Here is a 19,803-nt window from a genome sequence, read left to right as displayed (position 1 = left end):
GCGGATGCGGCGTCAGCGGCCATTGAACATCTCCTGGGTCTTGGCCAGGCCCTTGAAGATGATGTCTTCGGCGGCGTCGGCGCCGTCGGCGAGGAATTCGGGCAGCTGCTTGCGCTGATCGGGGCCGAAGCCGCCGAGAACCCAGTTCACGGTGTTGTCGTGCGCGTTGGGGCCGCGCTTGGCATGGCCCACGCCCATGCGCACGCGCGCGTACTTCGGGGTGCCGAGGGACCGGTCGATGGATTTGATGCCGTTGTGGCCGCCCGCGGAGCCGCCGGCCTTGACCTTGATGCGGCCGAACTCCAGGTCCATGTCGTCGTGAATCACCACGATGTGGTCCGGCTCGATCTGGTAGTAGGCGGAGATGGAGGCCACGGCGTTGCCGGAGTCGTTCATGTAGGTCAGCGGCTTGGCCAGGAAGAACTTGACGGTGCGGCTCTCGAGGTTCATGGCGCCCTTGCCGAGCATGGCCAGGCCCTTGTGGTCGGCGAAGTTCACCGACCAGCGTTCGGCCAGCAGGTCGGCGGTCATGAAGCCCATGTTGTGCCGGGTGTCCTCATACTTCTTGCCGGGGTTGCCCAGGCCCACGATCAGCCAGAAATCCGATGCCATATCCGCTCCTTTACTCGGTCAAACCGTACAGATTGTACTCAACGCCGCAGTCAAGGCCGTGTGAGGACATGGGGTCACAGGTCCAGGTACCAGTAGGACATGTCGCGCATGGTGCCGGTGGAGTCGGTGGCGGCGGCGGGCATGAGGCCGAACCGGGTGAAGCCAAAGCGGCGCATGAGGGCGATGGAGCCGGCGTTGTCCGCGAAGATGATGCCGCAGGCCTTGCGCATGTGGCGGGCGCGGGCCTCGTCGAGGAGCCTGGACAGCAGGAACGTGCCGACGCCTCTGCCCTGCCATGCGGGGGCGATGTAGTAGGCCAGGTCGGTGACGCCGTCGTAGCCCGCGCGGTCGTAGAAGACGGAGAGCGCGCCGAAGCCGACGACCTGCGGGGTGGCGTCCGTCTCTTCGCCCGTTTCTCCGGTTGATTCCACCACGAAGACGCCGTACGGGGGCTTGTGAGATTCCACCCAGTCGCGGCGCTGGTCGAGGGTGCGCGGCGTGAGGTCGGCGGTGGAACCGCCGGCGGTGACGGAGGCATTGTAGATGTCGGTGATGTCCTGAATGTCCCGCGGTTCGGCGGGACGGAAGGTGTATGGCATGGAATTCCTTGTGATATGCGTGTGGCCCGTCCTCAAGTGCGAGGACGGGCCACACGGCCGGTTTGGGACTACTTGTCGAGTTCGAGGGCCTTGTTAAGGGCGTCCTCGAGCTCCTGCTGCGCCTTGCCGTAGGCGGTCCAGTCGCCGTTCTTCATGGCGGTCTGGCTGTCCTTCATGGCCTGGGCGGCGTCCTTGAGCGCCTGCTGGAGTTCGGGGCTGGCAGTCGTGCCGTTCGAACCGGAGGTGCCGGAAGAAGTGCCGGAGTCTCCGTTGGACTGGTCGGACTTGTCCTGGTCGCCGGACTGGTCAGATGAATCGGACTTATCCGACTTGTCGCCGTCGGACGAGCCGGAACCGGAACCCGATGTTCCGGACGAATCCGAGCCGCCCGCGTTCTGCGCGTCGCCCGCGGCCGCGCCGGAATCGCCGCCGAACACCTGGTCCAGCGCCTCGTCGAGCGTGTCCGCGAAGCCCACCTGGTCGCCGAAGGCCACCAGCGTCTTCTTGAGCAGCGGGAAGGACGTGGCACCCGAGGACTTGACGTACACGGGCTGCACGTAGACCAGGCCGCCACCGAGCGGCAGGGTCAGGAGGTTGCCTCGCACCACCTGCGTGTCGCCGGATTGCAGGAGGTTGAGCTCCTTGGACACGTCCGCGTTGGCGTTGAAGTTGTTCTGCGCCTGTCCGGGGCCGGGTACGTTGGAGTCCTTGGGCAGCTCCTGCAATCGGATGGTGCCGTAGTTCGGACCGATCTTGCCCTTCTCGCTGCCCGCGTCGGAATCGACCGAAAGGAAGCCGGTGAGAATCTCACGGGTGGACTGGCCTGCCGGGATGTACGTGGAGGTCAGCGAGAAGATGGGCTCCTCGGTGCCGCCGGTCTGCAGGGTCAGGTAGTAGGGCGGCTGCAGGATGTCCTGGTCCTGCTGGGCCTGCGATTCGGTGGGGTCCACGGGCGTCTGCCAGAAGTCCTCGCCGGAGTAGTACTGGTTGGCGGAGGTGACGTGGTACTTGGACAGCAGGTTGCGCTGCACCTTGAACAGGCCCTCCGGGTAGCGCAGGTGGCTCATGAGGTCGCCGGAGATCTCGCTCAGCTGGTGGTACTGGCCGGGGAAGATCTGCTCCCATGCCTTGATCACCGGATCGGAGGTGTCCCACACGTACAGGTCCACGGAACCGTCGTAGGCGTCAACGGTGGCCTTGACCGAGTTGCGGATGTAGTTGGCCTGCTGCGAACCCAGGGAGGAGACCGTGTCCGAGGAGACGGTGGTGGAGTCCTGGGTGGAGGTGCCGAGGTTGGTCATCTGCGAGTACGGGTAGGCGTCGGAGGTGGTGTAGCCATCCACGATCCACTTGACGCGGCCGTCCACCACCGCCGGGTAGACGCGGCCGTCGAGCGTCAGGTACGGGGCGACCTTGGCCACGCGCTCCTTCGGGGAGCGGTCGTAGAGGATCTGCGAGGCGCTGGTCACGCGGTCGGAGAAGAGGATCTGGTCCGAGCCGAAGCGGATCGCATAGAGGATGCGGGCGAACAGGTTGCCCACGGACGGACCGCCGTTGCCCTTGAAGGTGGTCAGGGCGCCTTCGGAACCGGTCGGATAGTCGAACTCCCAGGCCTGCGTGCCCTCGGGCGCGCCGACGATGGAGTATTCGGTGGTGTTCGGGGAGAAGTAGATGCGCGGCTCGTACTTCTCGGATTCGGTGAGCTTGCCCTGGGTGGGGATGCCGGATTCGAAGAACTCCGGCTGGCCATCCGCGGTCACCTTGTTGCCGTAGGCGGCCACGATGCCGTAGCCGTGCGTGTAGACGGTATGGTCGTTGACCCAGTTGCGGTTGTCGTTGCCGTCGAGGTCAAGCTCGCGTGCGGCGATCACGGTGTCCTGGGAGACGCCGTCGATATCGTACTTGTCCACGGCGAGCGTGTCCGCGAAGGTGTAGTACTGCTTGGACTGCTGGAGCTGCTTGAACGTGGGGCTGACCACCTGCGGGTCGAGCAGGCGGATCTGCGCGGTGGTGTCCGCCTCCTTGGCCAAGGCCCCCTGCTCGCCCTTGTTGGTCACCTCGTACTGCTCGGTCTTGAGCTTGTCGAGACCGTACGCGGCGCGGGTGGCGTCGATGTTGCGCTGGATGTAGGTGGATTCCATCTCCTGCGCGTTCGGGTTCACGCGGAAGCGCTGGAGCAGCACCGGCCATGCCACGGTGAGCACCATGCCCACCACCACGGTGGCGGCGATGGCCACCACCGGCACGCGCCAGGCCTTGAGGGCGGCGGAGGCGCGCACGCCGAGCGTCGCCTGGCCTTCGAGCGCATGCGAGCGCATGAGCCACACGCCCAGCACCACGCCGAGGATGGCGGTCAGGGCGGCCATGATGAAGGTGACCGGGATGTTGGCGTGCACCGCGGTGTAGGAGGCGCCGGTGATGCGAGAGCCCTGCACGGTGAGCTGGTCGAACACGCCGATGACCTGGCGCACCGCCCAGGCGAACATGTTGAGGATCAGCCAGATGCCAAGCTGGCGACGGCAGCGCTTGGTGATGGAGAACAGGCCGCGGCCGTTGACCGGCATGGTGATGCGGATGCCGCCCATGAGCACGTGGGTGATCAGCGAGAAGACGAGTCCCACGCCGAGCAGCATGGACACGGCGGCGAGCACGAGCTTCAGGCCCGGCAGCACGAACACGTAGAAACCGTTGTCCAGGCCGAACTGCGGGTCGGTGGTGCCGAAGCTCTGCGCGTTGAACATGAGCAGGATCTCGCTCCAGTTGGCGTTGAACTGCGCGCCGAACACCACGCCCACGATGAGCGAGACGCCGGCGGCCACACGCCGTGCGGTCTTGGAGCTGAAGGATTTGGCCACTTCGATGACGTCGCCGTTGATGCGGATGGTGGAGCCGTCCGCCGCGTCCGGGCGGGCGCGGATCGCCAGCCATGCGGACACGAAGCCGGTCAGCGCCATGAGCAGCGCGTACGCCACCCACAGGCCCACCTTGACGCCGAGCTGGGTCCAGACCACGGACTGGAAGCCGAGCTGGCCGTACCACATGAGGTCGGTGATGAAGCGGGACAGGGCGAAGAACAGGCTCACGACGATGACGAGCGCGAGCACCACGCCGAGCATGATCTTGGTGCCGCGCGTGCTCTGGGTGTTGCGCGGTCGGCCATTGGACGGACGGTTGGTCAGGCGCGGGTTCGAGGGCCCGTGCGGCGGACGGCCGGAGCCGAACGAGCCGGAAGCATGGGCGTCGCCGCCGTTTGCGGGGCCGTCCCCATCGGCCTCGACGTCGAGAATGATCGGATCGTCATCGCCGGACTTGCCGCGGTGGCCGTCGCCGCCACCGTTGCCGAACAGTATTGAGAAAGGATCGTTGAAAGACATGTTCCCAGCCTACCGGCAGGCAAGGAAGGGTGATTATGCCGCCAGCGCACAGGTGATTCGCAGGAAACACGACATCGGAACATACCCTGTCATAGGCTTGGAGGCATGAGAAGAGAACGTCCGCAACATCTGCATGCCTCCCACGCCGCGTCCAAGGCCTCCCATATCGGTACGGTGGTCGTGGCCGTGATCTGCGTGCTGGTCCTGGCTCTGGCCGGCACGGTGGCCTACGGGTGGCATACCGGCGCGTTCGATTTCCTGCGGGGCTCCGGCACCGCCGGCGGCGGCAATACCACACAGCAGTCCGCCGCGGGAACCTCGAAGCGGTCGCAGACGCTCAATCGCAAGGACTCCCCCAAGCCCGACGATTCGGCCGCCGCACGGGCCCGGAAACTGGTCTCCTCGATGTCGCTCGGCGAGCGCGTGGGGCAGCTGGTGATGGTGCCGCTGTTCGCCGGCACGGACCCGTCCTCGCTGGCCTCGACCATCCAGAACGACCACGCCGGTTCGGTGCTCATCATCGGCAACTGGACCAGTGGCACCACGGGCGTCAAGGCTGCGGTCGATCAGTTGCAGGGATATGCCCCGGAGGGCAACGGGCTCATCATCGCCACCGATCAGGAGGGCGGGCAGGTGCAGCATCTGACCGGCTCCGGGTTCGATACGATGCCGTCGGCCGTCGAACAGGGCGCGATGACGACCGACCAGCTGCGCGCCTCCGCGAAGGTGTGGGGTTCGCAACTGGCGTCCGCCGGCGTGAACGTCGATCTGGCACCGGTGCTGGGCACGGTGACGGTGGATCGCGCCTCGAACGCCCCGATCGGCGCGCTGAACCGTGATTTCGGTCTGGACGCCGCCGGCAACGCCGCCCATGGCGTGGCGTTCATCCAGGGCATGAAGGACGCCTCCGTGCAGACGTCGGTCAAGCATTATCCCGGTCTGGGCGCGGTGACCGGCAACACCGATTTCACCTCGCAGGGCATCCTCGACACCACCACCGCGCTGGGCGGCGACGAGATCGGCGCGTTCGACACGGCCATCAAGCAGGCCGACCCGGCGATGGTGATGATGTCGCTGGCCACGTATCAGGCCATCGATCCGAACAATCCCGCGGTGTTCTCGTCCGCGCTCATCACCGACCATCTGCGCGGCGAGCTGGGCTATGACGGCGTGGTGACCTCCGATTCGCTGTCCGCCGAGGCGCTGAGCGGCTACGATGCCACGCAGCTGGGCGTGAAGATGGTCGAGGCGGGCGCGGACCTGGCCTGCATCGGTCAGGTGGAGTATGTGGAGCCGATTCTGCGGGGGCTCAACACGCAGGCCTCGGCCGACGAGGCGTTCGCCAAGAAGGTCACCGAATCGGCGGTTCGCGTGATGACGCTGAAGATCGAGATGGGATTGGTGAAGTAGCGGCGGCAGCTGCGGAGGAACCGGAACGCAGCAGATTCCCCCGCTTTTCGCAATCCGCAATCCATAGCCGAGGAGGCCGGAGAGCACACAGCTCCCCGGCCTCCTCGCAACTTGTTTCGCTTGACTCGCCTACTCCCCCTGCGCGTACAGGCCGTGCTTGCCGATGTACTGCACCACGCCGTCGGGCACCAGGTACCAGACGGGCTCGTTGTGCTCGGCGCGACGGCGCACGTCGGTCGAGGAGATGGCCAAGGCCGGAATCTCGAGCGTGTCCACCTTGCCCTCGGGCAGCTTCACGCCGGTCGGGCTGGAGTATCCAGGTCGGGTCACGGCCACGAAGTGCGCCAGATCCCACATCTTCTCGGCGTCCTTCCACTGCATGATCTCGGCCACGGCGTCCGCGCCGGTGATGAAGAACAGCTCCGCATCCGGGTGCTGGGCGCGGATATCGCGCAGCGTGTCGATGGTGTACGTGACGCCCGGACGATCGATATCCACGCGAGAGACCGTGAACTTGGGGTTGGAGGCCGTGGCGATCACGGTCATGAGGTACCGGTCCTCGGCGTTGGTCACATGCTTGTCCAGCTTGAACACAGGCCGGCCGGTGGGCACGAAGATGACCTCGTCCAGATCGTAGACCCACGCGACTTCCGATGCGGCGACCAGGTGGCCGTTGTGGATCGGGTCGAACGTGCCGCCCATGATGCCGATGCGCAGTCGCGTATGCCAGTTGCCGCGCGCCGAAAGACGTCCCCGGCCGTGGCCGGAATGCCCGTCCTGGCCGGACAGGTCGGACATGCGGCGCAGGGGTTCCGCCGCCCCCGCCGCCTGCTGCAGTGCCGCGAGTTCGGTCGGCTCGGCGGCGCTCATGCCTGGCCGCCTTCGTCCGCCACCTGCGTCTCCTGTTCGATCTCGTCGGCGGTGGGATCGGTGTCCTGCGGGTCGATCTTGCCCATGTCCTCATCCCATTCGTCCTGGACCACGCGGCGGATCTCGGCGAAGGTGGGCAGCGGGAATCCGGGCTGGTAGAGGCGGCGCACCTCGGCCACGCGCTCGGTGATGCGAATGAGCGTGTCCGTCATGCCGTCGATATCGCCGTCGCGCTCCATCTGGGAGAACTTGCCGATGTAGCCTTCCATGAGTTCCATGTGCTCGCGCACGGTGTGCATCTGGGCTTCGTCCAGATCCACCACGTCGGGCGAATCGGTTTCGGGCCAGCCGATGAGCACGGCGTCCGCGTATTCCAGCGAGGCGCGCTGGGCCGCGGAGGCGATGCCGTCCTCGATCTGCACCAGGAAGACGTAGCGTACGATGCTCAGGCGTTCGGCCGCGATCTTGAGTCCGAGTTTGGGATCGTTCAGGTCGATGTCGTTGCGCAGGTCGGCCACCTGGCCTCCTTCGTTGGTCGTGCCGTTGACGACGTTGCCGTTGTTCTCGCTCATGCGCGCACCTGTCCTGTTCCGTAGCCGATCCATTTGGTGGTGGTCATCTCACGCAGTCCCATGGGTCCGCGCGCGTGCATCTTCTGGGTGGAGATGCCGAGTTCGGCGCCGAAGCCGAACACGCCGCCGTCCGTGAAGCGCGTGGAGGCGTTGACCATGACCACTGCCGAGTCTATACGCTTGGTGAACGTTTCGATGGCCCCATAATCCTCGGCGATGATGGATTCCGTATGACCGGTGGAATGTTCGTTGATGTGCGCGATGGCCTCGTCCAGATCATCGACCACCTTGACGCCCATCTTGAGGGCCAGGTATTCGGTGTCCCAGTCCTCCTCGGTGGCGTGGTTGAGCGTCAGTCCCTCGATCGCGGCACCCTGGATGATGTCGTAGGAGATGGCGTCCGCCTGCAGCACCACGTCCGCCTGGCCCAGGGCCGTGGCGATGGCGGGCAGGAATTCGGCGGCGACGTCCTTGTGGACCAGCAGCTTTTCGGCGGCGTTGCACACGCCCACGCGCTGGGTCTTGGCGTTGAGGATGATCGGGATGGCCTTGTCGAGATCGCCGGAGCGGTCCACGTAGATGTGCACGTTGCCGGCTCCGGTCTCGATGACCGGCACCTTGGAATTGCGTACCACGGCCTGGATGAGTCCCGCGCCGCCTCGCGGCACGAGCACGTCGATGTGGCCGCGCGCCTCCATCATGGCGGTGGCGCCGGCGCGTCCGAATTGGTCCACGGACTGCACGAGGGCCGGATCGAAGCCGTGTGCCTCGAGCACGGGGGCAATGACGGACAGCGTGGCGGCGTTGGTGCGCTCGGCGGCGTGACCGCCCCTGAGCAGCGCGGCGTTGCCGGATTTGAGGCACAGGCTGGCCACGTCCACGGTAACGTTCGGCCGGGCCTCGTAGATCATGCCGATCACGCCCATCGGCACGCGCGTCTGCGTCAGGCGCAGGCCGTTGGGCAGGTTGTATCCACGCACGATCTCCCCCACCGGGTCGGGCAGGGTGGCCACGTGGCGCACGCCGTTGGCCGCGGCGGCCACGCGCGGGACGTCGAAGAGCAGACGGTCGAGTTTGCCCGCGTCCATGCCGTTTTCCTTGGATTCGAGCATGTCGAAGGCGTTGGCGGCTTCGATCTCGCCGGCGTGCGCGTCCAGCGCGTCCGCGATGGCGAACAGCAGCTCGTTCTTGGATTCGGTGTTTGCCCGGGCGAGGCGCTCCTGTGCGCGGGCGGCCCGATCGGCCTGGCCGCACACCGCGCTGAACACCTCGGGACTCAATGCTTCGCTCATAGAAGACAAGGGTAACGCACAATACGGCGTGCCGCTTGTTTCGGGCCAGATTGCACTTGGCTCCCTCTGACGAGGGAGCTGACAGCGAAGCTGGCTGAGGGAGAGAAGCTGGGGCGATACCATCGCCGTGGAATCGTATCGGCTGTAAGCCGATGCCTTTCCAAACGGCTGACGCCGTGCTTCTCTCCCTCAGTCTTGCTTCGCAAGCCAGCTCCCTCGTCAGAGGGAGCCAAGGTGATGCGAAACTCAGTGTATCTGGTCGAGGCCCGGGTAGAGCGGGAAGTCCTCGACGAGCTTGTCCACGCGGGCCTTCAAGGTCTCCACGTCGGCGGACGGGCCGGCGGCGAGCGCGGTGCCGATGATGTCGGCGACCTCCTCGTATTCCTTCGGTCCGAAGCCGCGGGTGGCCAGGGCGCTGGTGCCGATACGCAGGCCGGAGGCCACGGAGGCCGGGCGCGGGTCGAACGGCACGGTGTTGCGGTTGATGGTGATGCCGCAGGCGGCGAGCAGGTCCTCGCCCTGCTTGCCGTCCATCTCGGAGTTGCGCAGGTCCACCATGACCAGGTGCACGTCGGTGCCGCCGGTCAGCACGGAGATGCCGTTGGCCTTGACGTCGTCGGCCATGAGGCGGTCGGCCAGGATCTTGGCGCCGTCGAGGGTACGCTGCATGCGGTCCTTGAACTCCGGGGTGCCGGCCACCTTGAAGCTGACGGCCTTGCCGGCCACCACGTGCATGAGCGGGCCGCCCTGCTGGCCGGGGAACACGGAGGAGTTGAGCTTCTTGGCGTACTCCTCCTTGGCCAGGATGAAGCCGGAGCGCGGGCCGCCGAGCGTCTTGTGGGCCGTGGAGGAGACCACGTCGGCGTACGGCACCGGGCTCGGGTGCAAACCGGCGGCCACGAGGCCGGCGAAGTGGGCCATGTCGACCCAGAACTTGGCGCCCACCTCGTCGGCGATCTCCTTGATGGCCTTGAAGTCCTCGATGCGCGGGTAGGCGGACCAGCCGCCGATGATCATGGCCGGGTGCACCTCGAGGGCACGCTGGCGGATGATCTCCGGGTCGATGCGGAAGGTCTCGGGGTTCACGCCGTAGGCTTCGGCGTGGTAGAACTTGCCGGAGAAGTTGATCTTCATGCCGTGGGTCAGGTGGCCGCCGTGGTCGAGCGCGAGGCCGAGCACGGTGTCGCCGGGCTTGACGAGCGCCTGGTAGACGGCGGCGTTGGCCTGGGCGCCGGAGTGCGGCTGGACGTTGGCGTATTCGGCGCCGAACAGCTTCTTGGCACGCTCGCGGGCGATGGTCTCGATCTGGTCCACGAACTCGCAGCCGCCGTAGTAGCGGCGTCCCGGGTAGCCTTCGGCGTACTTGTTGGTGAGCACGGAACCCTGGCACTGCAGCACGGCGCGCGGTACGAAGTTCTCGGAGGCGATCATCTCCAGTCCGCCCTGCTGGCGGTGCAGCTCGGAGTCGAGCAGCTGGGCGATCTCGGGATCGGTCTCGCTGATGGGCGCGTTGAAGGCGTCGGTTGCGGTCTGTGCGAGGGGTGAAGCGGTCATGGGTGCTCCTTAATGGTGTGGATAACGACTGGTCTGCCGTTCGGGGGCTACTGTACGTTCCGTTTGTGGCCGTTCTGTTTCCGCACGACGATTCCGCCGGTGTTTCACAGGTTGTTTCACGACCGTGACGCACACCGTGCGTCATCGCCGGCCTTGCATCCGGCTGACCCGTACGCGGCCCGTATACCGGCCATCATGACCCGAACCGCGCATGTCGGGCGGGCAAAGTCCCATATCTCGGACATCGCGACGCGCCGTCTCATCATGCGGACATTCCGCCCGCCGCATCACACATTCGACGGCTTTCCTCCATCATGCGGGAGTCCCCGCGCCCCTGACCGAGGCCCACGGTAGACTTAAGGGGATTCAATCACCCCTTAAGGCTTCAAGGATTAAGGATTCACCGTGGCTACCACCTTCCATTCCACCCGCAGCACCACCGACTCGCTGACCGCCAAGCAGGCGATCCGCAAGGGCATCGCCGACGACGGCGGACTGTTCGTCTCGGATGACCTGGGCAAGACCAAGGTGGACATCGCCTCCCTGCCCGGCAAGACGTATCAGGAGATCGCCGCGGAGGTGCTTGGCGTGCTGCTGCCGGACTTCACGGCCGAGGAGCTGGGCCAGTGCATCGCCGACGCCTATGGCGACCAGTGGTCGGATGAGCGCATCACGCCGTTGAAGCCCTTGGGCGACGACTACATCCTCGAACTGTTCAACGGCCCGACCTCCGCGTTCAAGGATGTGGCCCTGCAGATCCTGCCGCGCTTCATGGCACACACCACGCCGGCCGACGGCGACCCGGACGAGAAGATCATGATCCTCACCGCCACCTCCGGCGACACGGGCAAGGCAGCGCTGGCCGGTTTCGCGGACGCCCCGGGCACCGCCATCACCGTCTTCTATCCGGAAGGCAAGGTGAGCCAGGTCCAGGAGCTGCAGATGACCACGCAGACCGGCGCGAACGTGAACGTGGCGGCCGTCGAGGGCAACTTCGACGACGCGCAGTCCGCGGTCAAGCGCATCTTCGGCGACCGCGTGCTGGCCGGCAAGCTCGCCGCCGAATCGCACGTGGTGCTCTCCTCCGCCAACTCCATCAACGTGGGCCGTCTGGTGCCGCAGGTGGTCTACTACTTCTCCGCGTACGCGCAGCTGCTCGCCGACCAGGTGATCAACGTGGGCGACGAGGTGGAGTTCGTGGTGCCCACCGGCAACTTCGGTGACATCCTGGCCGGCTACTACGCCAAGCTGCTGGGTCTGCCGGTCAAGCACCTCGTGGTGGCCTCCGACAAGAACAACGTGCTGTTCGACTTCCTGACCACCGGCACGTACAACCGTCAACGTCCGTTCTTCCAGACGATCTCCCCGTCGATGGACATCCTCATCTCCTCGAACCTGGAGCGCATGCTCTACTACTTCTCCGAAGGTGACACCCGTCTGATCTCCATGCTCATGAACGACCTCAACAAGTGGGGCGCGTATGAGGTGCCGGAGCCGCTGCTGGCCCAGATCCGCCAGATCTTCGGCACCGGCTGGGCCGACGAGGACCAGGTGCGCGAGGCCATCAAGCACTGCTGGGACGAGAACCACTACGTCATCGACCCGCACACCGCCTGCGGCTACTACCTGCTCGAGCAGATGCCGCGCGACCCGCTGACCCCGCGCGTGCTGCTGTCCACCGCGAGCCCGTACAAGTTCCCGCGCGTGGTGAACGAGGCGCTGGGATTCGACGCCACCGGCACCGATTTCGAATGCATGGACGTGCTCTCCCGTGAGACCGGCACCACCGCCCCCGCCGCGCTGCGTGGCTTGGAGCATGCCGAGGTGCGTTTCGATACGGTCGTGCCGATCGACGGCATGGAGCGTTTCGTGGCCAACGCCGCCGAAGCGCTGTGATGTGACGGATAAGAGAAGGCGGGGTGAAACGCAGCATCGCATCGTCGCGAACTTGCGTTTCACCCCGTTTCCATTAGCCCACAGGCCCTGCGGCCTATGAGGCCTACAGTTCCTTGGCGCTCCAGATACGCAGGGAGATGCGGTAGGACACCGCGAGGGCCAGAATGGCCAGGGCAGCGATCACAGCCCATCCGACCGGCGGCACCGTGATAGCCGTGGACAGCACCTGCGAGCGCAGGCCGTCGGGCAGAAGCAGCATGATGATCTGCGCGGCGAAGAACACGGTGATGGCACCGACGAACACCCTCGAATACGCCTTGGTGAAATCATCGCAGGAGTAGAACACCGGAATCACTATGGCAGCCAACATCACGAACGCGGCCATGGCGAGCGTCACGACCGTGGCGAGCGCGCTCAGACCGATGCCGAACCACAGTCTGGACAGCGCGATCTCGATGCCGAGTTCAGTGAAGCAAATCACGAACAGCACGCCTGCGGAGCAGTAGCGCATAGCGACCTGCGTACGGCGGGACACCGGCATCACACCGATCATCCGGGCTGTGGCCAACTGATTGTCGCTGTTGAACTGGAACATCACGGCGATGGACGCGACCCAGTACATAACGGTCAGATACGCCATGACCGTGAGCGGCAGGCCTGATTCGTCTGGCCCCGATTGCCAGGTGAACGCGGTGAATACCAGTGGGGCCAAGAATGCGATGACGTTCACCACCGTGGAATTGCCGGTGATGGCGGCGAAATCCATTCGTATGGCGATGCGCTCGGCATGACGGTGAATGCTTGTATCTGCTGTGAAGGCCATCAGAACTCCTTAGTGAGATAGATACGCAGCGACACGGCAAGCGAGACCGCCACGGCTGCGGCCGCCAGAGCCAGCCCGCCCAAAGCCAGCCAGATCAGACCCGCGCCCGGCATGGCCTCGGCAGACGACGTCACCCATGACGCCAGATCGTCAATCGCCGCGGGAACCAGTTTGACGAGCAGCGCGAATATGGCCGCGATCACCGCACCCAGACCAATGCAGATGAGCATCATCGTCAGCAATGCCTTCTGATAGGTGAACCGATAGCACAAAGGGAGCATCGCCGATTCCAGCAAGGCGTACGCTACGACCGCAATCAGCACGGACACCGCCAACTCGGGCAGCAGCGGCGTTCCGGATTCGAACCACATGCCGGCTCCGGCGCAGAACGCGACCTCCAACGCCAATATCAGCATGCACGTGGCCACCACCAGATACCGGCCGATCACCTGATGGATACGACGAACCGGAATCACGCCGTTCATCCAATTGTTCTGTCCCTGCTGTTCGAAGGTGAACGTGTTGAGTGGCAACAAGGCGAGCATCCCGGCGACACCACCGACGGCGGCTCCGGGCATATAGCCGACGCCGCCCGAGATGCTCCCGAGCAGGACCATCGCGGCGGGAAATCCTATGAGCAGGACCACTATCGAGAACATGCCCTGCGAAGCGACTCGCCGCACATCCAATACGAACGCGCGCAACACCCCGGTCATCACGCCACCTCCATGGCATGCGCGGCTTCGTCCGTGTTGGTCAGTCGGATGATGTCGTCGATGGAGGCGGGTTCGGCGGCGAGCGGCGCCCGGCGCTTTCCTTCCTCGACCTTGAGTCCCTCGATTTTGCCGATATCCTCGGTGCGCACGAGCGCGTCGAAGCCGGTCTCATACCGATGAATGCCGACCGTGACGCCCTTGACGTCGGGCGTCAGGTCGTCCGGCCCGCCCTTGACCAGACGGAAGGATTCCTCGAATTCGTCCTTGGGACCGGTGAAGTAGAGCTTGCCTCGCGTGATGTAGGTGATGAAGTCGGCGGCGCGTTCGAGGTCAGCGGTGATGTGGGTGGAGAAGAGCACGCTGCGTTCGCCGTCCGCGATGTAGTTCTGGAGGATGTCCATGAGTTCGTCGCGGGCGAGCACGTCGAGACCGCTGGTGGGTTCGTCCAGCACCAGCAGTTTGGCGTCGTGGCTCAGAGCCACGGCGAGCATGAGCTTCATCTGCATGCCGCGGGAGAGTTCCTTCACACGCTTCTTGCGGTCCAGGCCGAAACGCTTGAGGTAATTGTCGAAAGTCGCACGGTTCCAGGCGAGGTACATCGGCGCCATGGTCTGTTCGACCTTGTTCACCGTCCACGTCTCGATGAAGTAGCCGCAGTCGAAGACCACGCCGAGGTTTTCCTTGACGGTCTCCTCGTCGGCGAGGTTGTCGAGGCCGAACACGTGGATCTCGCCGGCGTCGCGGTGGATCATGTTGAGAATGAGCTTGATGAGCGTGGACTTGCCCGCGCCGTTCGGGCCGATGAGGCCCATGATGTAGCCGGCCGGCAGGTCGAAGGTGATGTCGTCCAGCGTGAAGCCGGAATCGTAATGCTTGGTTGCGCCGGTGATGGACAGCGCCATCGGCGATTGATCAATGGTCATAGCAATGCCTTGCCTTTCATTGGACGACAAGCGATATCAAATGCAGGTCATCCACGTGGCTACCCCTCAGTCGTGCTTCGCACGCCAGCTCCCCTGACAAGGGGAGCCTAGGAAGGAAGTTTTTCATATTCCTCGGCGAGCATCCGGGTCAGATCGGCCAGCGGGATGTCCGCGGCCTTGGCGGCGCGGACGGCTTCGGCGAGACTCGTGCGGGCCTGGGTCTCAAGCTGGTTGCGCATCAGCTCGTTGCCCTTGTCCATCACGAAGGTGCCTTTGCCTTGGATGTTCTGCACCACGCCCTCGTCGGCCAGTTCGTTGTACGCCCTGGTGACGGTGAGCACGGAGATGCGCAGCTCCTTGGCGAGCTTTCTCAGGGAAGGCAGGGCCTCCCCCGCCTTGAGTTCGCCGTTCAGAACGCTGGCGCGGATCTGGTTCTTGATTTGCTCGTAGATGGGTTCGCCGGACACGGATGAGATGATCAGTTTCATCTATGCCCCTTTCGGTTCGTTTCGTTATAGCGCTCGCAGCTGTTCAGCTGTTATGTATCACAGTATAACTGTTATGGTTCACTGTCAAGGTGTGTTGCATAACAGTAGAACAGCATGAGCAGCCTGGGAAACCGGCAGCCGGGCACGATGATGAATAGTCGGCGAACAATGCCGCGCGCATACCGTCCGACCACGAGTCGAAACATTGGACATGCCTACAATGGCCCCGGAAAGGGGCCTGATATGCCAAACAACGTTGTTACCTTGCGCGCAACAGAGCCAAGTGATTATCCCTATCTTGAAGCCTGGTGGAACGACGTGTCCGTCGCGGACGGCTGCCGTGCCACACTGGACGATCTCCCCCGCGAACGGGTGGACGCACTGTTCCACGGCTGGAGCGACATCAACGACGAGCATCGCTTCGGACGCACCGTGCTCGATCCGGGCGGCATGCCCATCGGCCACATCGCCGCGTGGGACTGCGAGGATCCAGACCGCGACGCCACGATGGGCATCCTCATCGGACCGTACTTCCAGGGCCTCGGCTACGGCAACCAGGCCATGAAGCTCGGCATCAAGATCGCCGCCGAGCAGCTCAAGGCCAAGACCATCACCGTGAAGGTGTGGTCGTTCAACCTGCGCGCACGGCACATGTACGAGTCGCTGGGATTCAAAGAGGTGGACCGCACGGCCAAGGCCGTCGAACGCGACGGCGCCCCGTTCGACGAAGTGGTGTACCGCGCGCCGATCGACGTGTTGCTGGAGCGTATCGCCGCCGAGCAGACGGAACGCACCGAAGGCGAGGAGATGGAGCGGCAGCGTTTCGCCGCGCAACGCCCGGGCGACAAGTTGCCGTTGCGGTGATTCAACGACCGCCACTGGCTGAGGGGAGTATTCCGCCTATCTGAAACTCCCCTCAGTCGCCTCACGGCGACAGCTCCCCTCAGAGAAGGGAGCCAAATTCAAGACGCGGAGCGTTGCTACCAGCTCTTCTCAAAAGGGGAGCCAAGCTAAAGACGCGGGGCGTCGCGGAAATCGTGAAGCGTGCCGTCGGCGATCGCCGTGATTTCGGGCCAGTCGGCGGCCGAGGAGTCGTCGTACATGGCCCAGACCCGCATGCCGGCGGATTTGGCGGAGCGGATGCCGGCCAGCAGGTCCTCGAACACGGTGCAGTCGGCCGGCGCTGCGCCAAGACGTGAGGCGGCCAGCAGATAGACGTCCGGCCGGTCCTTGCCCACGCCGTGCGCGTCGTCCACGGAGACGATGGCATCGAACAGGTCGCGCATGCCGAGATGGCCGAGCGCGGCCTCGCGCAGTTCCAGCAACAGGGTGGTGGCCACGCCGAGCCTCACGCCGGCGGTCTTGAGCTCATACAGGTATTCGATTGCGCCCGGCTTGGCCTTGACCGTGGTGGCGTAGGCTTCGCGGGCCATCTCGTTCCATTCGGCCATCAGCGCCTCTGGCGTGTCCTTGAGTCCGAACCGGTCGATGGTGTATTCGGCGATCTGGCGGAACTGCATCGAGGCCACGGTGGCCATGTAGTCGTCCGGCACGGCGAGGCCTCGCTTGCCGAGGAAATCGATGTCGATCTGGTTCCAGACGCCCATCGAGTCGAGCAGGGTGCCGTCGAGGTCGAAGATGGCGGCTTTGGTGGAATGACAATATGACATGCATGCCCCTCATCGCGTTTTGACTACCCCTCAGTCACGCTTCGCGCGACAGCTCCCTTGACAAGGGGAGCCAAGAATAAGGGAATGTCAATCTTGGTTTAATAGAGCTTTTATTCACGCTTTAGACGAGGCGAGCAGTTCGCGGGCGTGGTCGAGAGAGGCTTCGGATTCGCTGCCGGAGAGCATGCGGGCCACCTCGTGCACACGCGCGTCGTCCTGCACCTCGGCCACGGTGGTGACGACGCCCACAGCGTCGTCGTCCGCGTCCGGCGGTTCCTTGGTCACTACGAATTGCGCGTCCGCCCAGGAGGCCACCTGCGCCAAGTGCGTGACGACGATGACCTGCGAGGTGCGGGCCAATCGGGCGAGACGACGACCGAGCTCCGCGGCTGCCTTGCCGCCCACGCCGGCATCGACCTCGTCGAAGATGAACGTCATATCGGACGGCGCTGTGTCACCGGACCCGTTACCGTCACCGGCATCATCGGTCCCGGAAGCGGATTCGCGTCCCTTTCCCGCGCCGGCATCCGCACCGTCACTCGCACCGGCGTGCATATCCGCGGCGGACAACTCCAAAGCGAGCATCAGTCGGCTCAGCTCGCCGCCGGACGCGCTCTTGCCCATCGGCAGTTGCGGGGATCCCTCATACGGCGTGAACAGGAAGGCGATGTCGTCGCCGCCGTTCTGGTCGAGTGCGCGCTCCCCCGAAGCATTCGACTTGCCGTCGCCCGCCGTGCCCGAAGCCGTACGGGGCGTGACGCGAATCTCCAGGGACGCGCCGGCCATGGCCAGCGACTCCAATTCGGCGGTGACACGCGCGGCCAAGCGCGAGGCCGCCTCCGCACGCGCCGCGCTCAACGTATCAGCGGCGGCCGCGGCAGCCTGATACAGCTGTTCGCGTTCCGCTTCCAGTTCGGCCAGTTTCTCCGGTGAGGCGTCCAGATCCTCGATTTCGAACGCGGCCTTGTCCCGCCAGGCCACCACGTCGGCCAGGGTCGGTCCCCAACGCCGCATGAGCTCGCCGAGCTCATGGATGCGCGCGTTCAACGTGTCCAGATCGGCGTCGCCGAAGTCCTCGTCCAGATGGCCGGAGAGCGCGAACACCACGTCCTGCAGCTCCGCGTTCAGTGATTCCAGACGATCCGCGAGCTCGCCGAAATCACCGGACGCGCGGATGCCGCGCAACGCCTGGGCCGCCTGCAGCAGCAGATCGGACGCGCTGGCGCTTTCCGAGGATGAATCGTAGTCGAGCTGCGAGGAGTCCAGCGCGGCGAGCGCCCTGGAGACGCCCTCGGCGATTTCGGCCGCGTTTTCGATGCGGTCGCGCTTGGCTTTGAGTTCCTCGTCCTCGCCGGGGTGCGGATCCACCTCGTTGATGTGCTCCACGGATTCACGCAGGTAGTCGGCGCGCTGGCGCGCGGAGGATTCCTGCGAGCGCAGCCGTGTCAGGCGTTCGTCCATGGACGAAAGCGCACGCCATGCCTCGCGGTAGGCGTCCAGTTCCCGCTCGTCGCCCGCGGCGCGGTCCAGGAAGTCCCGCTGGCGCGAGGGCGAGGCGATCTTCAATTGTTCGGCCTGTCCGTGGATGGTGATGAGTTCGCCGGCGATCGCGACGAGTACGGATTTCGGCAGGCTTTTGCCCCCAAGCACGGCACGGGAGCGGCCCGCGGCGCGCACGGTGCGCGAAAGGAACAGCTCGCCGTCCTCGGGTTCCACGCCGGCCTCGCGCGCGATGCCCGCCGCCGCGGACTCCTCGCTGACCGTGAAGATGCCCTGTGCCCATGCCTCGCTGGCACCGGTGGAGACGCGGCCGGCGTCGGCCGGACCTCCGGAGATGAGGTTCAGCGCGGATAGCAGCATGGATTTGCCGGCGCCGGTCTCGCCGGTGATGGCGGTCATGCCCGCCGCCGGCGTGATGGTGGCCTCGCGAATCGGGCCGAGGTTGCGGATGTCGAGTTCCTCAAGCATCAGGCGGCCGCCTTGTCGGACGTTGCATCGGCATCGGCCTCACCCGGCCGGACGGCGGTCCGGACGTCATCGGCCGAGGCACCGTCGCCGGACGCGCCCGCGGGGAACACATGGCCGTGCCGTGCCGCACCGGACTTGCCAGCCTCCGCACGGGCGTGCTCACGCCAACCGACCACGGGCAGGTCGAACTTGGAGACCAGACGGTTGGTGAACGGCACACCGGAGAGGCGGGCGAGTCGCAGCGTATCGCGCGATTCGCGCACGATGATGCGCGTGCCCTTCGGCAGCGCGCGCTGACGGCGGCCGTCGCAGCAGATCCAGCCGTCGGACATGGAATCGTCCAGGATGTCGATGGTGAACGTGGATCCTGAGCCGATGATGAGCGGGCGGGCGAACAGGGCGTGCGCGGCGAGCGGGATGAGCTGCAGCGCCTTGACGTTCGGCCATATGACCGGACCGCCCGCGGAGAAGGCATAGGCGGTGGAGCCGGTGGGCGTGGAGACGATCACGCCGTCCGCGCCGAAGGAGTTCATCTCCACATCGTCCACGCGGATGGACAGTTCGACCATCTTGCCGCGGTCGGCGCGTTCCAGCGTGATGTCGTTCAGGGCCCAGTCCTCGATGGGTTCGGATGCACCGGGCAGCCACACGTCCACATGGGCGATCATGCGCTCGTCGATGGAGTAGTCGTGTTCGGCGATGCGTCGGATCGCCTCGTCGATCTGGAAGCTTTCGAATTCCGCCAGGAAGCCCACATGCCCCATGTTCACGCCGAGAATCGGCACCTGGGTGCAATGCACCAGTTCGGCCGCGCGCAGGATGGTGCCGTCGCCGCCGAGCACCACCACGATCTCCGTGTCATCGGGCACGCAGGCCGGCTGCACGCCGAAATCGGGGGCCTCGGTGTTGTCGATGATCGTCACGTCGAATCCGGCCACGCGCAACTGGCTCACCGCCTCGGACACCACGGTGCCGGACTGCCTGAGCCTGGTATGCGTCACCACCACAGCATTGCGCTTGGCCATTGGACCTCCTG

At 65.2% G+C, this 19,803-nt stretch carries 17 protein-coding genes; 3 read left to right on the top strand and 14 right to left on the bottom strand.

What is annotated here, in order from left to right; translation table 11 throughout:
* Nucleotides 1-12 precede the first annotated feature (12 nt).
* The 3 genes from pth to JS536_RS08625 all read right to left on the bottom strand — a co-directional run bounded on the left by pth (nt 13) and on the right by JS536_RS08625 (nt 4,585).
* Nucleotides 13-612: an aminoacyl-tRNA hydrolase gene (gene pth, locus JS536_RS08635; RefSeq protein WP_214303676.1), complete on the bottom strand. Its 600-nt coding sequence runs from the start codon at nt 610-612 to the stop codon at nt 13-15.
* Nucleotides 613-686: 74 nt separating this feature from the next.
* A complete protein-coding gene (locus JS536_RS08630; protein ID WP_214356599.1) occupies nt 687-1,211 on the bottom strand; it encodes a GNAT family N-acetyltransferase in 525 nt (174 codons plus the stop codon).
* Between the two features lie 68 nt (nt 1,212-1,279).
* Nucleotides 1,280-4,585 (bottom strand): UPF0182 family protein, encoded by a 3,306-nt coding sequence (locus JS536_RS08625; RefSeq protein WP_214356598.1) that lies wholly within the window; start codon nt 4,583-4,585, stop codon nt 1,280-1,282.
* A gap of 180 nt (nt 4,586-4,765) precedes the next feature.
* On the opposite strand from JS536_RS08625, the gene JS536_RS08620 reads away from it, so the two are divergent.
* A complete protein-coding gene (locus JS536_RS08620; protein ID WP_346427476.1) occupies nt 4,766-5,995 on the top strand; it encodes a glycoside hydrolase family 3 N-terminal domain-containing protein in 1,230 nt (409 codons plus the stop codon).
* Nucleotides 5,996-6,124: 129 nt separating this feature from the next.
* Here the strand turns inward: JS536_RS08620 and nadD are convergent, their stop codons facing one another.
* The 4 genes from nadD to glyA all read right to left on the bottom strand — a co-directional run bounded on the left by nadD (nt 6,125) and on the right by glyA (nt 10,283).
* Nucleotides 6,125-6,865 carry a nicotinate-nucleotide adenylyltransferase gene (gene nadD / locus JS536_RS08615; RefSeq protein WP_214356596.1) on the bottom strand — a complete coding sequence of 247 codons (741 nt, stop codon included), beginning with the start codon at nt 6,863-6,865 and terminating at the stop codon, nt 6,125-6,127.
* Nucleotides 6,862-7,437 (bottom strand): phosphoribosylglycinamide synthetase, encoded by a 576-nt coding sequence (locus JS536_RS08610; RefSeq protein ID WP_214356595.1) that lies wholly within the window; start codon nt 7,435-7,437, stop codon nt 6,862-6,864. Before JS536_RS08610 ends, nadD begins: the two co-directional genes overlap by 4 nt.
* Nucleotides 7,434-8,729, bottom strand: coding sequence for a glutamate-5-semialdehyde dehydrogenase (locus JS536_RS08605; protein ID WP_214356594.1), 1,296 nt, complete (start codon nt 8,727-8,729; stop codon nt 7,434-7,436). Before JS536_RS08605 ends, JS536_RS08610 begins: the two co-directional genes overlap by 4 nt.
* Nucleotides 8,730-8,975: 246 nt before the next feature.
* On the bottom strand, nt 8,976-10,283 hold the full coding sequence (glyA, locus tag JS536_RS08600; RefSeq protein WP_109057201.1) for a serine hydroxymethyltransferase: 1,308 nt from the start codon (nt 10,281-10,283) through the stop codon (nt 8,976-8,978).
* Nucleotides 10,284-10,688: 405 nt separating this feature from the next.
* Between glyA and thrC the strand changes: the two genes are divergently transcribed.
* Nucleotides 10,689-12,179 carry a threonine synthase gene (thrC, locus tag JS536_RS08595; protein ID WP_214356593.1) on the top strand — a complete coding sequence of 497 codons (1,491 nt, stop codon included), beginning with the start codon at nt 10,689-10,691 and terminating at the stop codon, nt 12,177-12,179.
* A 103-nt stretch (nt 12,180-12,282) separates the two neighbouring features.
* On the opposite strand, the gene JS536_RS08590 is transcribed toward thrC, so the two are convergent.
* The 4 genes from JS536_RS08590 to JS536_RS08575 all read right to left on the bottom strand — a co-directional run bounded on the left by JS536_RS08590 (nt 12,283) and on the right by JS536_RS08575 (nt 15,129).
* Entirely contained in the window at nt 12,283-13,002 is a 720-nt protein-coding gene (locus tag JS536_RS08590; protein WP_214356592.1) for an ABC-2 transporter permease, read from the bottom strand.
* On the bottom strand, nt 13,002-13,718 hold the full coding sequence (locus JS536_RS08585) for an ABC-2 transporter permease (protein ID WP_240544334.1): 717 nt from the start codon (nt 13,716-13,718) through the stop codon (nt 13,002-13,004). Before JS536_RS08585 ends, JS536_RS08590 begins: the two co-directional genes overlap by 1 nt.
* Complete coding sequence (locus tag JS536_RS08580) at nt 13,718-14,641, bottom strand: ABC transporter ATP-binding protein (protein WP_214356590.1); 924 nt, start codon at nt 14,639-14,641, stop codon at nt 13,718-13,720. Before JS536_RS08580 ends, JS536_RS08585 begins: the two co-directional genes overlap by 1 nt.
* Nucleotides 14,642-14,748: 107 nt before the next feature.
* On the bottom strand, nt 14,749-15,129 hold the full coding sequence (locus JS536_RS08575; RefSeq protein WP_214356589.1) for a GntR family transcriptional regulator: 381 nt from the start codon (nt 15,127-15,129) through the stop codon (nt 14,749-14,751).
* A gap of 243 nt (nt 15,130-15,372) precedes the next feature.
* On the opposite strand from JS536_RS08575, the gene JS536_RS08570 reads away from it, so the two are divergent.
* Nucleotides 15,373-15,993: a GNAT family N-acetyltransferase gene (locus JS536_RS08570; protein ID WP_214303688.1), complete on the top strand. Its 621-nt coding sequence runs from the start codon at nt 15,373-15,375 to the stop codon at nt 15,991-15,993.
* Between the two features lie 146 nt (nt 15,994-16,139).
* Here the strand turns inward: JS536_RS08570 and JS536_RS08565 are convergent, their stop codons facing one another.
* From JS536_RS08565 to JS536_RS08555, 3 genes are all read right to left on the bottom strand, one after another.
* Nucleotides 16,140-16,799, bottom strand: coding sequence for an HAD family phosphatase (locus JS536_RS08565; protein ID WP_214356588.1), 660 nt, complete (start codon nt 16,797-16,799; stop codon nt 16,140-16,142).
* A gap of 114 nt (nt 16,800-16,913) precedes the next feature.
* Nucleotides 16,914-18,767, bottom strand: coding sequence for a DNA repair protein RecN (locus JS536_RS08560; RefSeq protein ID WP_214356587.1), 1,854 nt, complete (start codon nt 18,765-18,767; stop codon nt 16,914-16,916).
* Nucleotides 18,767-19,792 carry an NAD kinase gene (locus tag JS536_RS08555; protein WP_240544329.1) on the bottom strand — a complete coding sequence of 342 codons (1,026 nt, stop codon included), beginning with the start codon at nt 19,790-19,792 and terminating at the stop codon, nt 18,767-18,769. Before JS536_RS08555 ends, JS536_RS08560 begins: the two co-directional genes overlap by 1 nt.
* Nucleotides 19,793-19,803 lie beyond the last annotated feature (11 nt).

This window comes from Bifidobacterium sp. SO4 (assembly GCF_018555355.1).
GTDB classification, from domain to species: domain Bacteria; phylum Actinomycetota; class Actinomycetes; order Actinomycetales; family Bifidobacteriaceae; genus Bifidobacterium; species Bifidobacterium miconisargentati.
The sequence above is the reverse complement of the archived record's forward strand: the minus strand, read 5'-3'. Positions and strand labels throughout refer to the sequence as shown.

Excerpts from the sequence above, each read along its gene's own strand:
- pth (WP_214303676.1), bottom strand. The coding sequence starts at position 612 with ATGGCATCGGATTTCTGGCTGATCGTGGGCCTGGGCAACCCCGGCAAG.
- JS536_RS08630 (WP_214356599.1), bottom strand. The coding sequence starts at position 1,211 with ATGCCATACACCTTCCGTCCCGCCGAACCGCGGGACATTCAGGACATC.
- JS536_RS08625 (WP_214356598.1), bottom strand. The coding sequence starts at position 4,585 with ATGTCTTTCAACGATCCTTTCTCAATACTGTTCGGCAACGGTGGCGGC.
- nadD (WP_214356596.1), bottom strand. The coding sequence starts at position 6,865 with ATGAGCGCCGCCGAGCCGACCGAACTCGCGGCACTGCAGCAGGCGGCG.
- JS536_RS08610 (WP_214356595.1), bottom strand. The coding sequence starts at position 7,437 with ATGAGCGAGAACAACGGCAACGTCGTCAACGGCACGACCAACGAAGGA.
- JS536_RS08605 (WP_214356594.1), bottom strand. The coding sequence starts at position 8,729 with ATGAGCGAAGCATTGAGTCCCGAGGTGTTCAGCGCGGTGTGCGGCCAG.
- glyA (WP_109057201.1), bottom strand. The coding sequence starts at position 10,283 with ATGACCGCTTCACCCCTCGCACAGACCGCAACCGACGCCTTCAACGCG.
- JS536_RS08590 (WP_214356592.1), bottom strand. The coding sequence starts at position 13,002 with ATGGCCTTCACAGCAGATACAAGCATTCACCGTCATGCCGAGCGCATC.
- JS536_RS08585 (WP_240544334.1), bottom strand. The coding sequence starts at position 13,718 with ATGACCGGGGTGTTGCGCGCGTTCGTATTGGATGTGCGGCGAGTCGCT.
- JS536_RS08580 (WP_214356590.1), bottom strand. The coding sequence starts at position 14,641 with ATGACCATTGATCAATCGCCGATGGCGCTGTCCATCACCGGCGCAACC.
- JS536_RS08575 (WP_214356589.1), bottom strand. The coding sequence starts at position 15,129 with ATGAAACTGATCATCTCATCCGTGTCCGGCGAACCCATCTACGAGCAA.
- JS536_RS08570 (WP_214303688.1), top strand. The coding sequence starts at position 15,373 with ATGCCAAACAACGTTGTTACCTTGCGCGCAACAGAGCCAAGTGATTAT.
- JS536_RS08565 (WP_214356588.1), bottom strand. The coding sequence starts at position 16,799 with ATGTCATATTGTCATTCCACCAAAGCCGCCATCTTCGACCTCGACGGC.
- JS536_RS08560 (WP_214356587.1), bottom strand. The coding sequence starts at position 18,767 with ATGCTTGAGGAACTCGACATCCGCAACCTCGGCCCGATTCGCGAGGCC.
- JS536_RS08555 (WP_240544329.1), bottom strand. The coding sequence starts at position 19,792 with ATGGCCAAGCGCAATGCTGTGGTGGTGACGCATACCAGGCTCAGGCAG.